This window comes from Streptomyces sp. NPDC058758, assembly GCF_042746075.1.
GTDB lineage: Bacteria > Actinomycetota > Actinomycetes > Streptomycetales > Streptomycetaceae > Streptomyces.
Genome location: NZ_JBHYPS010000006.1, coordinates 1 through 13,729, shown reverse-complemented (window position 1 = coordinate 13,729; position 13,729 = coordinate 1). Strand labels below are relative to the sequence as shown.

Here is a 13,729-nt window from a genome sequence, read left to right as displayed (position 1 = left end):
GGCACGAGTACACCCCATCGGGTGACCCCGCCCAACGCCCCGTCGACCGCCGCGGGGAGTACGGCGGTCACGGGGACGACCGGGCCGGCGGGGCCCGGCCCGGTCGGGCGGGCCGGGGTCAGTTCAGCCGGGTGAGCAGGTCGGCGAAGAGCGCGGGCCGGCTGACGTAGCCGACGTGCGAGGTGGGCAGGGTGTGGACGTCGAAGGGGCGGTCGGGGGTGAGGGCGTCGGCCGCGCTGATCATGTGGTCCTGCACGGCCGGGGTGAGGCTGCGGTCGGCCGCGAGGCGGACGTAGGTGTGGGGCACGCGGCGCCACGCCTCGGGGCGGATCACCGCGGCGGGTTCCATGACGCCGTGGTTCTCGTCCGCGTCGAGGGAGTCGAGGAAGTGCCGGAAGAGGGGGTCGGGGGCGTCGGCCATGACGGCGGCCTTGAGCGCGGCGAAGGTCTCGGGGTCGGCGTGGGCGCGGCGCCAGTCGAGGCGGACGACGCCGGGGTCGCCGCCCGGCGCCCCGTACGGGACGGCGATCCGGGCGACGGCCGCGTCGAGCAGGCTCTCGTCGACGACGCCCCACGGCTCGGTGAGCATCGCCGGATCGGCGAGGCAGAGCGCCGACAGGTAGACGGCGCGGTGGACGAGGTCCGGGGCGGCGTTGACGACGGCGGTGAGGGTGAGGCCGCCGAGGCTGTTGGCGGCGAGGACGACCGGACCGTGCGCGGCGAGCCGGCGCAGCACGCCGACGACGTGCCGGACGTTGTCGGCGAGGGTGACGCCGTCCATCGGTGAGCTCTCGCGGGCCAGGGCGGTCTCGCGGTCGCGGCCGTGCCCGTGGTAGGCGGCGGGGCCGGTGGCCGAGTCGCCGTGACCGGGCAGGTCGACGGCGTACGAGCGCCGGCCGCGCAGGGCCAGCTCGTTCCGGAGCGGGATCCAGGCACGGGCGTTGCTGGAGCCGCCGTGCACGAACACGAAGGTGGGGCGCGCGTCGATGCGCATGAGGGGTTCCTCGTCATCCTGAGGCGTAACGGTGGACACGTGGACCTCGGGACCGGCGGACGCCGGGGCGGCCCGTGACACGACGGCGCACGGGCACGGGGCGACGGGGCACGCGCCGGAGCGCGCGCCCGCGTGAGGGGCCGGAACCGCGGTCAGCGCGCGGAACGGAGCCGGATCGCCCGGAAGTTCTGGATGACGGAACACATGCGGCCGAGCCTAGACGCCCCCGCCGCCCCGCCCCACCGGTTTTCCCGCCGGCCCCGTGGCCGGGGCGCGTCCGCCGCAACGAACCGGCCCGGCCCGGCGGGGCCTCCCTAGAGCGGGGTCGCGGCCCTGAGGACGGCGTAGAGGGTGACCGCCGAGTTGGCGGAGGAGAGGGCCGAGACGGCCACGCCGAAGACGGCGCCCCACAGGGCGAGGCCGACGGCGGTGAAGAGCGGCGGGCAGGCGCGGGGGGCCGGGGGCGGCGGCGCGAGGAGGGCCGCGACCCGGCGGGGCACGGGTCCCGCGACGGCGAAGGCCGGCAGGGTCGCGGGGCCCGCGCCGCCGGAGGCCAGGGCCGCCCGGCCGATGGCCCGCGCCACCACCCGCCGGCTGCCGACCCGTCCCGCCGCCTCCTCGTCCGCCCAGCGCTCGGCGGAGTAGGCGACGGCCGTGCGCAGCGGGCGCAGGAAGGGGTTGGCGGCGGCGGCCAGCCGGGCGACGAGCAGCAGCCGGTCGTGCCGGCCGGCCAGGTGGGCCCGTTCGTGGGCGAAGAGGGCCCGCCGTTCGGCGGGGCCCAGCCGGGCGAGCATGCCCCGGCTGACCACCACCCGGCCCCGGCCGCGGCGCGCGGCGGCCGGGAGGGCGTACGCGTACGGCTCCGGGTCCGGCAGGACCGCGACCGGGGTGTCCGGCAGCCCGGCGAGGGCGCGGGCTGCCCGCCGGCGGACGCGCAGGTGGCGCAGCAGCACCCGGGCGCAGACCGCGACCAGCGCGAGGAGCGCGGGGATCGCCGCCCGGCCCGCGAGTTCGTCGTACGGCAGGGCGGCCCGCACCTCCGGGTCCGACCAGGCGTCCGGGAGCGGGTTGCCGGGCAGCTGGGCGGTGCCGACGACCATGAGGAGGGCGAGGCAGAGCGTGCTGCACACGGCGAGCACGGCGGCGACGGCGGTCAGCAGGCGGGTCGCGGTGCGCGGGTGGAGGTGGTGTTCGGCCAGGCGGGCGACGGGCCAGGCCGTCAGCGGCAGCACGAGCGGCAGGAAGACGAAGACCCCCACGGCGTCAGCCCTCCCCCGCCGGCCGGTCCCCCTCCGCCGCGTCCTCCGCCTCCACGCGGGCGAGCAGGTCCCTCAGGAGCTGTTCGTCGGAGGCGGGCAGGGTGGTGACGAAGCGGGTGAGGACGGCCTCCCGGTCGCCCTCGCCGTCGAGCAGCCTGCGCATGCGGAGGGCGGCGAGCCCGGCCTCGTCGGCGACGGCGGTCCACTCGAAGGAGCGGCCGGCGCGTTCGCGGGCGACGGCGCCCTTGGCGTGGAGGCGGGTGAGGATGGTGATGACGGTGGTGTAGGCGAGTCCGCCGCCGAGCCGTTCCCGCACCAGGCCGGCGGTGACCGGCCCCCCGGCGGCGCGCACCGCCGCGAGGACCTGTGCCTCCAGCTCGCCCTGGCCGCGCCGGCGCACCGCCCCGGCGGGCTCCGCCCCCTCGGCGTCCCGCTTCTTCATCCGTCGTCCGCCTTCCCGTTCCCGGCCGCTCGTCCGGGCCACCCGGGTGCCGTTCATCGTTCGGGGGGGCGACCCTACCCGGTCCTTCTACGTCCCTGTAGATTGGCCGGGTCCGGCCCCGCCGGGACCCGGCCCGTCCGCCCCGCCCGACCCCGCCAGGAGTGCCCCCATGTTCGGTCTGAGCGAGATCGCGATCCTGCTGGTCGTCGTCGCCCTGGTGGTCGGCGCGAAGAAGCTGCCGGAGCTGGCGCGCAACGCCGGCAAGGCGTCCCGGATCCTCAAGGCGGAGGCGCGGGAGATGAAGGCCGACGGGGCCCGCCGGGAGCCGGCGGCCACCTACACGGTCAAGGAGACGCCGGCCGCCGCCGAGGACCGCTGACCGGCGGCCCCGCGCCGCCCGGCCCGTCCCGTCCCGGACAGCGGGCCCTCGGGCCCCTGGTTGCCCGGACGGCAGGTCCTCAGGCCCCCGGTTCCCCGGGCGCGGGGAGCGGTGCGGCGACCGAGGCCAGGTAGCGGGCGTACTCGTCGAGCGCGGCCAGTGCCTGCGCGTCGTCGCGGTCGACCAGCCAGGCGAGGGTGAGCCCGTCGAGGACGCCGAGGCCGTGACGGGCGAGGACCGCCGGGTCCACGGTCCAGGCGAGGCCGGCCGCCCGGGCCATCGACTCCAGGTGGGCGCGGTTCACGTCCAGGTAGTGCCGGTACTGGCGGCGGGCCAGGTCGGCCAGGCCCGGCCGGCGGAGCGCGTACTGGGTGACCTCGTACGTGACCAGGTGCTCGGCCGGGCGGGCCAGGACCTGCTCCCAGTAGGCGTGGAGGACCGTGCGGATCCGCTCGAAGGGCGTGGCGCCCGCCGCGTGCGCGAGGCCGGCCGGCGGGAGGTTCCGTTCCATGATCCGCTCGATGACGGTCTGGAGGAGCTCCTCCTTGGAGCGGAAGCAGTAGTGGAAGGCGCCGAGCGGCACCCCCGCCTCGGCGACCACGGCGCGGGTGGTGGTCTCGGCGACGCCGTCGCGGATCATGACCCGGATCGCCGCCTCCGCCAGCTGCTCGCGGCGCTCGGCGGCGGAGAGTCGGGGCATGGGGCGGGCTCCTCGGGACGGGGGTGCGGTCGGGGCGCGGGGCCGGGTCACCGTACCGCGGCGGGCGGCCCGGGGGCCCGGCGACGGGAAGGGGCGGGCGCGCCCCGGAGCCGCTACAGGAAGGCCATGCCCTCGCCGCGGTAGGTGGGGACGGCGTCGACGACCCGGTCGTGCTCGACGAGGTGGAGGGTGTCGACGCGCTCGCACAGCTCGCCCGCCTTGGCGTGCCGGAACCAGACGCGGTCGCCGATCCGGAGGCTGTCGGCGGCGGGTCCGGCGAGCGGGGTCTGCACCTCTCCCGCCCCCTCGGCGCCGAGCAGCCGCAGGCCGGCCGGGTGGACGGGGACGGGGAGCCGGTCGGGGCCGGGGGCGCCGGAGGCGGTCCAGCCGCCGCCGAGGACGGTGACGTGGCCCGGGGCCGGGCGGCGCACGACGGCCAGCGCGAAGTAGGCGGCGGGCAGCGGGGCGAAGCCCCGGTAGTGGTCGAAGAGGGCGGGGGCGTAGATCCCGGAGCCGGCGCCGAGTTCGGTGACGGCCTCTTCGGCGGAGGTGGTCTCCAGGCTGCCGGTGCCGCCGCCGTTGACGAACTCCAGCGGGGCCACCTCGCGGACGGCGCGGACGGCGGCGGCGCGGCGGGCGCGCAGCTCGCGGGCGGAGAGCCGCTGGACGGCGCGGACGGCGGTGCGCATCGGGCGCGGCTGGGCCGGCTGGTCGTCGCCGACGCCGGCGATCTGCCCCTCGTACGCCATCACGCCGACGAGCCGCAGGCGCGGGCGGGCGACGACGGCGCGGGCCAGGGCCGCCGCCTGGCCGGGCGCGTGCAGCGGTGAGCGGCGCATGCCGAGGTGGACCCGGCCGCCGAGCAGCCGGAGGGAGGCGTCGAGGTCGAGGCAGACGCGCACCGGCGGGCCGGAGGGGCCGATCGCGGCGGTGAGGAGGTCGAGCTGTTCGAGCGAGTCGACCATGACGGTGACCCGGGCGGCGGCGTCCTCGTCGGCGGCGAGGCGGCGCAGCGCGTCGGTGTCGGCGGTGGGGTAGCCGACGAGGACGTCGGCGGCGGGGTCGTGGGCGGCGAGCCAGAGGGCCTCGGGGAGGGTGAAGGCGAGGACGCCGGAGAAGCCGGGGCGGTCCAGGACCTCGCCGATGAGGGCGCGGCAGCGGAGCGACTTGCTGGCGAGGCGGATGGGCTTGCCGCCGGCGCGGCGGGCCATCTGGGCGGCGTTGGCGCGCAGGGCGCCGAGGTCGACGACGGCGAAGGGCGGCTGGAGTCCGGCGGTCGCCTTCTCCAGGTCGGCGAAGCCGGCGGGGCGCGGGGCGGGCGCGGCGGCTGCGGCCGCTGCGGCGTCGGGGCGGGCGCTTGCCATGGTGGGCGGCCTTTCGTGACCTCGTCGGGGAAGGCGCGGGCTTCTCCGGGACCGGTGGCGACGCCGTCACGGTCTCTTGGTCGCCCGTCCAAGTCAACCCTCCGGGACCCTTGACTTGGACGGACGTCCAAGTCCACCCTTCCGGACAACGAGAACCGGCGGTAACCCAGGACCACCGCCCGCCGACCCGAAGGGACCGCCCGGCATGAGCAGCAGCGAGCACGGCACGGACACCGTCTGGCGCAACTGGGCCGGGAACGAGGAGGCCCGCCCCCGGCGGGTGCTGCGCCCGGCGGACACCGGGGCCGTCGCGGCGGCCGTCAAGGACGCGGTGCGGGACGGGCTGCGGGTCAAGGGGGTCGGCTCGGGCCACTCCTTCAGCGGCGTCGCCGTCGCACCGGACGTCCAGCTCCGCCTCGACCTGCTCGACGCGGTGGACGCGGTCGACCCGGAGACCGGGCTCGTCACCGTCGGCGCGGGCATGCCGCTGTGGAAGCTGAACCCGCTGCTCGCCTCGCACGGCCTCGCGCTGGAGAACATGGGCGACATCGACCGGCAGACGGTCTCCGGCGCGATCTCCACCGGCACCCACGGCTCCGGCGTCCGCTTCGGCGGCATCGCCACCCAGGTGCGCGCGCTCGAACTCGTCCTCGCCGACGGGTCGGTGACGGTCTGTTCGCCGCAGGAGCGGCCCGAGCTGTTCGCGGCGGCCCGGGTCGGGCTCGGGGCGCTCGGGATCATCACCAGGGTCACCCTCCAGACCGTCCCGCTCTACGCCCTGCACGCCCGGGACGCGTCCATGCCGGTCGCGGAGACCCTCGGCCGGATCGATGAACTGGTCGAGGAGAACGACCACTTCGAGTTCTTCTGGTTCCCGCACAGCGAGACCACGCTCACCCGCCGCTTCCGCCGGCTCCCAGGCGACACCCCCCTCTCCCCCGTCGGCGCGTTCTCCCGCCGTCTCGACGAGGCCGTGAGCGGTCCGGGCTTCGAGGCGCTGAACCGGCTCGGCACCCGCGTGCCCCGTCTGGTGCCGCCGATCACCCGCTTCGCCGCGCGCGCGATGTCCTCCCGGAGCTGGACCGACCACGCGTACCGCGTCTTCGCCTCGGCGCGCGACGTCCGCTTCCACGAGGGCGAGTTCGCGATCCCGCGCGAGCACGCGGCCGAGGCGCTGCGGGAGCTGCGCGCGTGGGTCGACGCCCACGGGGAGCCGGTGTCGTTCCCCCTGGAGGTCCGCTTCACGGCCGCCGACGACGTCTGGCTCTCCACCGCGCAGGGCCGGGAGAGCTGCTACATCGCCTTCCACCAGTACCACCGGATGCCGTACCGCCGGTACTTCGACGCCTGCGGGCGGATCCTCGGCTCCTACGGCGGCCGGCCGCACTGGGGCAAGATGCACGGCCTCGGCGCGGACGAGCTGCGTCCCCGCTACGAGCGGTTCGACGACTTCGTGGCCCTCCGGGACTCCCTCGACCCGTCCGGGGTGCTCTCCAACCCGTACCTCGACCGGGTCCTCGGCGCACCTCCCGCCAGGGGCTGATCCCCGGCCCCGGGCGGTGGCACACTGGCCCCCGGTCTGCCGAAGGAGTACCGCCGTGTCCGTCATCCAGCGCCTGCGCACCGCCGTCCGCCGGACCTACCGGCGGACGGTGGACCTGAGCCATCCGGCGCGCTCGCCGCTCGGCAGCGCGGTCGTCAACTGCGTGGTGTACGTCGACGGGGTGCGCCGGACGGTCCGCGGCACGACGGCGGAGGACGCGCTGCGGCAGGTCCGCCGCACCGGGGACGGCTTCGTGTGGATCGGCCTGCACGAGCCGACGGAGAAGGAGCTGACGGTGCTCGCCGAGCTCTTCGGCCTGCACCCGCTGGCGGTCGAGGACGCCGTCCACGCCCATCAGCGGCCGAAGGTCGAGGAGTACGACGGCGTGCTGTTCGCCGTCCTGAAGACGGTCCGGTACGTCGAGCACGAGGAGCTGACCGCCACCAGCGAGGTGGTGGACACCGGCGAGCTGATGGCCTTCGTCGGGCCCGACTTCGTGATCACCATCCGGCACGGCGGGCACGGCTCCCTCGGGCCGCTGCGCGAGGCCCTGGAGGCGGTGCCCGAGCAGCTGGCCAAGGGTCCCTCTGCGGTGCTGCACGCGATGGCGGACCACGTGGTGGACGACTACCTCGCCGTCGCGGACTCGGTGCAGACCGACCTCGACGCGATCGAGAACGCCGTCTTCTCCGACCGGACGGACCGGCGCGACGCGGGACGGATCTACCAGCTCAAGCGGGAGCTGCTGGAACTGCGCCGGGCCGTCGCCCCGCTGGCCCGCCCGCTGACGGCGCTCGCCACGCGGCCCATGCCGCTGGTGGACCCGGAGATCCGGGCGTACTTCCGGGACGTCACCGACCACCTCGCGCGGGTGACCGAGCAGGTCGCCTCCTACGACACCCTGCTCGACTCGGTGCTCCAGGCCCATCTGGCGCAGGTCACCGTCGCGCAGAACGAGGACATGCGGAAGATCACCGCCTGGGCCGCGATCGTCGCCGTGCCGACGATGGTGTGCGGGGTCTACGGCATGAACTTCGAGCACATGCCGGAGCTGCGCTGGACCTACGGCTACCCGGTGGTCCTCGGGGTGATCGCGGTGGCCTGCTACGTCATCCACCGGGGCTTCCGGCGCAACGGCTGGCTGTAGGGGGAGCGGGTGCGACCCGCCCGCGGTCCGCGCGCCCACGCCGGGCCGAGCGCGCCCCGGCCTGGGGATATGAGAGGTTTGCTCCGTTCATCCGATCAGCGGGCGGAGAGGTACGGCACGGCATGGCGCGGTGGGACGGCACGGAGGGGGCGGGCCCGGAGGAGGAGGCGCGGGCGGCGGACGACGAGGCCCGCTGGTTCCGGGTCCTGCTGCACGCGGGCTTCTTCCTGCTGCTCGGCTCCTCGCTGACCCGCTTCCTCATGCGGCACACCGGCGAGGGGATCGCCCCCTGGGTGGTCACCTTCGCCGCCGCCCTCGCCGCGCTGTACGTGGCCGAGCCCGCGCTCTCCCCCGACCGGACCCGCCGGCACCTGTGGCTCGGGGCCTGCTCGGGCGTCTGGATCGCGCTGGTCTTCCTGGCGCCGAGCTTCGCCTGGTGCTCGATCCCCCTCTTCTACCTCGGGCTGCGCCACCTGCGGCCGCCGGTGGCGGCGGGCTTCGTCGGACTGCTCACGGTCGTCTCGGTCACCGCCCAGCTGCGGCTGGCCGGGCGCTTCGAGTTCGACCTCCTGCTCGCCCCGCCCGCCGTCGCCGCCATCTGCGTCGCCGTCTTCGTCCGCATGGACCAGCAGACCCGGCGGCAGCGCGCGCTCATCGCGGACCTCGTCCGCACCCGCCGCGAACTCGCCGCCACAGAGCGGCGCGAGGGCACCCTCGCCGAGCGGCAGCGGCTCTCCATGGAGATCCACGACACCCTCGCCCAGGGCCTGTCCAGCCAGCAGATGCTGCTCCAGGCCGCCGACCGCACCTGGCGGTCGGACCCCGACACGGCCCACCGGCACGTGCGCGCCGCGACCGCGATCGCCGAGCACAACCTCACCGAGGCCCGCCGCTTCGTCCACGACCTCGCCCCCGCCGACCTCGCCGGCGGCGGCGGCCTGGACGAGGCCCTGCGCACCCTGGCCCGGCGGGAGTCCACGGACGGCCTCGCCGTCCGCTGCCACATCGAGGGCGCCCCCGCCCGGCGGCTGCCCGACCGGGTCCAGTCGGCGCTCCTGCGGATCGCGCAGGGCGCGCTGGCGAACGTGCGGGAGCACGCGGACGCCCGTACCGCCGCGCTCACCCTCACCTACCTCGACGACCAGGTCGTCCTCGACGTCGCCGACGACGGCCGGGGCTTCGACCCGGCGGCCGCCCGCGACGGCGACGGCGTGCGCGGCCACGGCCTCCCGGCCATCCGCACCCGGGCCCGTCAGCTCGGCGGCACCCTCACCGTCGAGTCGGCGCCCGGCGAGGGCACGGTCCTGTCGGCGGCCGTCCCGCTCGGCGGGGCCTGATCAGACCTCGGGCGGCCCGCCCGGGTAGGCGACCCGGGCGGTGATGCGGGCGATCCGCCGCGCCGACTCCCCGGGCTCGGCGACCGGCTGGACGATGTGGCTCACGGTGAGCCGGACGATGGTCTCGACGGCGAGCCCCCGCGACTCCTCGTCCACGTCGGGCCAGGCCTCGACCGCGTACGCGTCGAGCAGGGCCATCGCGGTGCCGAAGACGGGGTCGGTGCGCGTGGTCAGGTACGTGAGGAGGTCGGCGTCCTCGCCGCCGCGCGCGGCCAGCAGCACGCTCTTGATCAGCGGGTTGTCGACGGCCTGCTGGAGCGTGTAGCCCACCCCGGCGCGCGCGGCCCGCTCCAGGTGCCCCCGGTGCGCGTCCAGCTCCCCCTGGATCCCCACGAGGAACCGTTCCAGCTCCCGCTGGACGAGCGCCCCGCCGATCGCCTCCTTCGACCCGAACTCGTTGTAGAGCGTCTGGCGGCTGATCCCCGCGGCCCGGGCGATGGCCGTCATGCGCAGCATGCCCCACCCGTCGGCCGCGACGAGCTCGTAGGCGGCGTCGAGCACCTGCTCGCGCAGCAGGGACCGGACGCTCTCACGGAAACTGGTCATGGTGCCCCCACCTTAGGCGGTGCTCCCGCGGATCGGACCGGGCCTCACAGCCCCGAGCCCCCGCCGGCCTCCAGGTACTGGCCGGTGATCCAGCGGGCGTCGTCGGAGACCAGGAAGGCGACGACGTCCGCGATGTCGCCGGGGGTGCCGATCCGGCCGAGGACGGCGTGGGCGGCGAGCGCCGCCGCGGCCTCCGGGGTGGCCCGGTGGCGGGCGTTCATGTCGGTGGCGACGAAGCCGGGGGCGACCGTGTTGACGGTGATCCCGCGCGGGCCCAGCTCCTTGGCGAGGGCCAGGGTCATGGTGTCGAGGGCGCCCTTCGTCATGGCGTAGGTGACGGACTCGGGATAGGCGTGCCGGGAGGTCAGCGAGGAGATGTTGACGATCCGGCCGCCCTCCCGGAAGCGGTCGAGGCCGCGCTGGACGAGGAAGAGCGGCGCCTTCACGTTGACCGCGAAGAGCCGGTCGAAGACCTCGGGGGTGAGCTGGTGGAGCCGGCCGGAGCCGCTGGCGCCGGCGTTGTTGACCAGGATGTCGACCTCGGGTCCTGCGCCGGCCCCGGCGAGCCCCCGGTCGAGGGCCGCGTAGAAGGTGTCGACGGCGTCGGGGCGGTCGAGCCGGGCGCCGAAGGCGAAGGCCCGTCCGCCCGCCGCCACGACGGACTCCACGGTGGTGGCGGCGGCGCCCTCGTCGCTGCCGTAGTGGACGGCGACGAGGGCGCCGTCGCGGCCCAGCCGCTCGGCGATCCCCCGCCCGATGCCCCGGCTCGCCCCGGTGACGATCGCGGTCCTGCCTGCCAGTCGGGCCATGGGATGTGTCCTGCCTCGTGCCGTGGGTGGGTGCGTGGGTGCGGGGGTGCGGAAGGGGCCGCGGGACGCGGGGGGGCTCAGCCGCGGGCGGCGAGCAGTTCCCGGTACCAGGCCAGGTGGCGGGGGAAGGCGGCGGTGAAGGCGGGGCCCGGGCCGCGGCCGAAATCGGTCCAGGGGCGCTCGTCGGCGAACCAGTGGTCGACGCCGAACAGCTCCAGGTGGTGGGCGGCGACCGGGTTCCCGGCGAGCAGGGCGCGGGCCTCGGCGAGCTCCACGGCGGGGCCCCGGGCGGCCCGCACCGCCTCGGGCAGCAGCGGCTCGACGGCGGCGAGGAGTTCGGCGTCGGAGACCGGGTCGGGGTGGGCCACGCCGTACGCGCCGGGCCGGGTGGCCGGCGAGAGGGCGGCGCCCAGCAGGGCGCCCGCCAGGCTGTCCACCTCGACGAGCGAGTGGAGCGAGCCGGCGTCGGCGAGCGGCCCGGGCAGCGCGGCCAGCAGCTTCAGCAGCCCGGGGACGACCTGCCGGTCCCCGGTGCCGTAGACGAGGTGGGGCCGGAGCACGGTGCCGCCGGCGTCCAGGACGTACCGCTCCCCCGCGGCCCGGGACCGGCTGGTCGCGGAGCCCGGGGCGAGCGGGAGGCCGGCGGGGTCGGCGGCCCGGAAGGGGCCCCGGCCGTGCACCGAGGCGGTGCTGAGGGCGACGATCCGCCGGACGCCGGCCCGCGCGGCGGCGGCCGCGAGGTCCCGGGCGCCGTGCTCGTTGACGGACCGCAGCTCCTCCTCCTCGCCGCCGATCGCGGAGGCGCAGTGGACGACGGCGTCGACGCCCTCGCAGGCCCGGCGCAGGCTCGCGGCGTCGCGGAGGTCGCCGCGGACCGTCTCGACGACCGGTCCGCCGGGTCCGGCGGCGCGCGCCGCGGCGGCGTCGGCCGCTTCCGGGCTCCGGACGAGCAGGCGCACGTGGTCGAGGTCGGGGTGGGCCGCGGCCGCGGCGGCGACCCGGCCGCCGATGAAGCCGGTGGCGCCGGTGACGAGGAGGCGGGTTCCCATGGGTTCTTCCGGTCGGTGCGGGCGGTGGCGGGGCGGGGCGGGCGGTCAGCCGGCGGCGAGGACGGCGGGGGTGCGCGAGGCCGCCGGGACGCGCGTCGGCGAGGTGAGCGTGCAGTCGAGGACGGCGGCGCCGCCCTGGTGGGCCAGGATCTGGACCGTGACGGCGTTCCGGTCGAACCCGGTCAGGACCTCGGCCTCGAACCAGCAGGGCTCGTCCAGCTCCGCGTAGCGGTGGAAACGGGCGTCGAGACCGACGGGCAGCAGCGCGGGGTCGCCCGTGGCGGCCACGGCGGCCTGGCGGGCGGCTTCCAGCAGGAGCATCCCGGGGACGTGGTCGTTCGCGCGGCGGAAGAGGGTGGGGTGGGTGGTGTCCACCCGCAGCCTCCAGCGGTCCGGGGTGTCGCCGGGGGCGAGGACCACGTCCTTCTCCCGGTCGCGGCCGACGGTGTGCGGGGGCAGGGCGGGCAGCAGCGGGACGGGACGGTCCGCCGCGGCGAGCCTGGCGCCCCGCATCCTGCGGTAGGCGGGGGCCGAGGTGCAGTTGATGCCGCCCCCGCCGGAGGCGATCCGGCGGCCGTCGCGGCGCAGGACGAGGGAGGTGCGCATCTCGCGCAGTCCGCGCCCCCGGGTGCGTATGTCCGAGCAGAGGAGGTCGACGGTGATCTCCGCCGGCCTTCCGTCACGGGCCAGTTCCCCGGCGTCGGCGCTGTAGGCGAGGTCCCACATGACGAACTGATCGTCCTCGGGTACCCCGAATTCCGCGTGGCAGACCAGCATGGTTGCCTGTCGCATGGTTTCGGCGATCAGGAGCGGGTCGTACCGGTCCCCCGTCCGCGGTACGAAATACGGGTGGGCGGCGGGCCAGCGCGCCGTCACGGAGAACCGGTTCTCCGTGACGCGGGCCCAATCGACGGGAAGGATGTCGGCGGGATCGGCACGGTGAACGAATTCTCCGGGGACGGGAGTTGACAGCCCTTGAAAGTTCTGATCCATGACTCCCCTTGCATCACCCATCGAGCTTCGCCGAGTTAGGCCGCGCGTAGAATACGTACAACCCGGTTTTCTTTTCAATGCTTCACGTCACAGGGTGAGCACGGACAGCGAGACAGCAGGAGGCACCTTGGCGCAGCAAGCGCGGGCGATCAGGACACGGCGGCTCATTCTCGATTCGGCGGCGGCGGTCTTCGCGGAGCGCGGTTACGAGCGGGCGACGATCGGAGAAATCCTGGCGCGCGCCGGGGTGACGAAGGGCGCGCTCTATTTCCACTTTGCTTCCAAGGAAGAACTCGCCCTCGGAGTGCTCGGCGCCCAGCTGCTCGACGAGCCCCTGACCCCGCAGGACGTGAAGCTCCAGGAGCTGGTGGACCAGGGCTTCCTCCTCGCCCACCGGCTGCAGACCGACTCGCTCGTCCAGGCGAGCGTGGCGCTCGCCCTCGACAGCGGCGCCGCGGGCGTGGACCGCGCGGCGCCGTTCCAGGCGTGGGTGGACCAGGTCGCGGAGGCCCTCACGGTCGCCAAGGCGCGGGGCGAGATCCTGCCCCACGTGAAGGTGCTGGACACCGCGGAGCTCTTCTCCGGCGCGTTCGCGGGCATCCAGACCATGTCACAGGTGGTTTGCGACCGCGACGACCTGACCCATCGCGTGGTCGTGCTGCTCCAGCACGTGCTGCCCAGCATCAGCACCCCGGCGGTGCTGACCGGGCTCGACATGTCCCAGGAGCGGGCGCGGCGGCTGGCGGCCGAGTACGAGGAGTCCCGGCGGCGCCGCGAGGAGGCCGACACCGCGGATGCGGAGAGTTAGGAAAAACCAACCGCTCGGTCTCGTAGAGCGCCCCGACGGCAGTCCGCCGTCGGGGCGCTCTGGCGTCATGGCACTGAGTGTGTTTTGCTGAGGGTACTCAGTGCCATATACGGTGCCGTGGACGGTTCCGGGTGCCACAAGCCAGGTGCCGCGAGGACGTCCGGTGCCACCAGCATTTCCAGGGAGCTCAAGACCATGGGCAAGGACTTCGACCTGTACCGGACCTCCGAGGAGCACGAGATGCTCCGGGAGTCGGTGCGTGCGCTGGCGGAGGCGAAGATCGCTCCGTTCGCGGCGGC

14 protein-coding genes are annotated in these 13,729 nt (G+C 75.7%); 5 read left to right on the top strand and 9 right to left on the bottom strand.

Features of this window, described 5'->3' with window-relative positions; translation table 11 throughout:
* Positions 1-118 precede the first annotated feature (118 nt).
* From ACFW6A_RS09855 to ACFW6A_RS09845, 3 genes are all read right to left on the bottom strand, one after another.
* Positions 119-994: an alpha/beta fold hydrolase gene (locus ACFW6A_RS09855; protein WP_351850114.1), complete on the bottom strand. Its 876-nt coding sequence runs from the start codon at positions 992-994 to the stop codon at positions 119-121.
* Positions 995-1,308: 314 nt separating this feature from the next.
* A complete protein-coding gene (locus tag ACFW6A_RS09850; RefSeq protein ID WP_351850112.1) occupies positions 1,309-2,253 on the bottom strand; it encodes a M56 family metallopeptidase in 945 nt (314 codons plus the stop codon).
* A gap of 4 nt (positions 2,254-2,257) precedes the next feature.
* Positions 2,258-2,695 (bottom strand): BlaI/MecI/CopY family transcriptional regulator, encoded by a 438-nt coding sequence (locus ACFW6A_RS09845; RefSeq protein WP_351850111.1) that lies wholly within the window; start codon positions 2,693-2,695, stop codon positions 2,258-2,260.
* A gap of 169 nt (positions 2,696-2,864) precedes the next feature.
* Here ACFW6A_RS09845 and ACFW6A_RS09840 point away from each other — a divergent pair, with 169 nt between their 5' ends.
* Positions 2,865-3,074 carry a twin-arginine translocase TatA/TatE family subunit gene (locus tag ACFW6A_RS09840; RefSeq protein WP_351850110.1) on the top strand — a complete coding sequence of 70 codons (210 nt, stop codon included), beginning with the start codon at positions 2,865-2,867 and terminating at the stop codon, positions 3,072-3,074.
* 79 nt (positions 3,075-3,153) lie between these two features.
* On the opposite strand, the gene ACFW6A_RS09835 is transcribed toward ACFW6A_RS09840, so the two are convergent.
* Entirely contained in the window at positions 3,154-3,774 is a 621-nt protein-coding gene (locus ACFW6A_RS09835; RefSeq protein ID WP_386478735.1) for a TetR/AcrR family transcriptional regulator, read from the bottom strand.
* Between the two features lie 113 nt (positions 3,775-3,887).
* Complete coding sequence (locus tag ACFW6A_RS09830; RefSeq protein ID WP_351850108.1) at positions 3,888-5,138, bottom strand: amino acid deaminase/aldolase; 1,251 nt, start codon at positions 5,136-5,138, stop codon at positions 3,888-3,890.
* 205 nt (positions 5,139-5,343) lie between these two features.
* On the opposite strand from ACFW6A_RS09830, the gene ACFW6A_RS09825 reads away from it, so the two are divergent.
* The 3 genes from ACFW6A_RS09825 (at position 5,344) to ACFW6A_RS09815 (ending at position 9,165) form a co-directional block, all read left to right on the top strand.
* Positions 5,344-6,681, top strand: coding sequence for a D-arabinono-1,4-lactone oxidase (locus ACFW6A_RS09825; protein WP_351850106.1), 1,338 nt, complete (start codon positions 5,344-5,346; stop codon positions 6,679-6,681).
* Between the two features lie 55 nt (positions 6,682-6,736).
* The gene (gene corA / locus ACFW6A_RS09820; RefSeq protein WP_351850104.1) at positions 6,737-7,828 is read left to right on the top strand and encodes a magnesium/cobalt transporter CorA; all 1,092 of its coding nucleotides are present in this window, start codon (positions 6,737-6,739) and stop codon (positions 7,826-7,828) included.
* 122 nt (positions 7,829-7,950) lie between these two features.
* The gene (locus ACFW6A_RS09815) at positions 7,951-9,165 is read left to right on the top strand and encodes a sensor histidine kinase (RefSeq protein WP_351850103.1); all 1,215 of its coding nucleotides are present in this window, start codon (positions 7,951-7,953) and stop codon (positions 9,163-9,165) included.
* Here ACFW6A_RS09815 and ACFW6A_RS09810 read toward each other — a convergent pair whose 3' ends face one another.
* From ACFW6A_RS09810 to ACFW6A_RS09795, 4 genes are all read right to left on the bottom strand, one after another.
* The gene (locus ACFW6A_RS09810) at positions 9,166-9,771 is read right to left on the bottom strand and encodes a TetR/AcrR family transcriptional regulator (protein ID WP_351850101.1); all 606 of its coding nucleotides are present in this window, start codon (positions 9,769-9,771) and stop codon (positions 9,166-9,168) included.
* A gap of 44 nt (positions 9,772-9,815) precedes the next feature.
* On the bottom strand, positions 9,816-10,580 hold the full coding sequence (locus ACFW6A_RS09805; RefSeq protein ID WP_386639708.1) for an SDR family NAD(P)-dependent oxidoreductase: 765 nt from the start codon (positions 10,578-10,580) through the stop codon (positions 9,816-9,818).
* Between the two features lie 77 nt (positions 10,581-10,657).
* Entirely contained in the window at positions 10,658-11,629 is a 972-nt protein-coding gene (locus ACFW6A_RS09800; RefSeq protein ID WP_386639705.1) for an NAD-dependent epimerase/dehydratase family protein, read from the bottom strand.
* Between the two features lie 45 nt (positions 11,630-11,674).
* Complete coding sequence (locus tag ACFW6A_RS09795) at positions 11,675-12,622, bottom strand: ScbA/BarX family gamma-butyrolactone biosynthesis protein (protein WP_386639702.1); 948 nt, start codon at positions 12,620-12,622, stop codon at positions 11,675-11,677.
* Between the two features lie 127 nt (positions 12,623-12,749).
* Here ACFW6A_RS09795 and ACFW6A_RS09790 point away from each other — a divergent pair, with 127 nt between their 5' ends.
* On the top strand, positions 12,750-13,430 hold the full coding sequence (locus tag ACFW6A_RS09790; protein ID WP_351850094.1) for a ScbR family autoregulator-binding transcription factor: 681 nt from the start codon (positions 12,750-12,752) through the stop codon (positions 13,428-13,430).
* The last annotated feature ends 299 nt before the right edge of the window (positions 13,431-13,729 follow it).

Bases quoted from the DNA above. Each gene is read 5' to 3' on its own strand.
- ACFW6A_RS09840 (WP_351850110.1), top strand. From the start codon at position 2,865: ATGTTCGGTCTGAGCGAGATCGCGATCCTGCTGGTCGTCGTCGCCCTG.
- ACFW6A_RS09855 (WP_351850114.1), bottom strand. From the start codon at position 994: ATGCGCATCGACGCGCGCCCCACCTTCGTGTTCGTGCACGGCGGCTCC.
- ACFW6A_RS09800 (WP_386639705.1), bottom strand. From the start codon at position 11,629: ATGGGAACCCGCCTCCTCGTCACCGGCGCCACCGGCTTCATCGGCGGC.
- ACFW6A_RS09845 (WP_351850111.1), bottom strand. From the start codon at position 2,695: ATGAAGAAGCGGGACGCCGAGGGGGCGGAGCCCGCCGGGGCGGTGCGC.
- ACFW6A_RS09830 (WP_351850108.1), bottom strand. From the start codon at position 5,138: ATGGCAAGCGCCCGCCCCGACGCCGCAGCGGCCGCAGCCGCCGCGCCC.
- ACFW6A_RS09805 (WP_386639708.1), bottom strand. From the start codon at position 10,580: ATGGCCCGACTGGCAGGCAGGACCGCGATCGTCACCGGGGCGAGCCGG.
- ACFW6A_RS09825 (WP_351850106.1), top strand. From the start codon at position 5,344: ATGAGCAGCAGCGAGCACGGCACGGACACCGTCTGGCGCAACTGGGCC.
- ACFW6A_RS09795 (WP_386639702.1), bottom strand. From the start codon at position 12,622: ATGGATCAGAACTTTCAAGGGCTGTCAACTCCCGTCCCCGGAGAATTC.
- ACFW6A_RS09815 (WP_351850103.1), top strand. From the start codon at position 7,951: ATGGCGCGGTGGGACGGCACGGAGGGGGCGGGCCCGGAGGAGGAGGCG.
- ACFW6A_RS09835 (WP_386478735.1), bottom strand. From the start codon at position 3,774: ATGCCCCGACTCTCCGCCGCCGAGCGCCGCGAGCAGCTGGCGGAGGCG.
- ACFW6A_RS09810 (WP_351850101.1), bottom strand. From the start codon at position 9,771: ATGACCAGTTTCCGTGAGAGCGTCCGGTCCCTGCTGCGCGAGCAGGTG.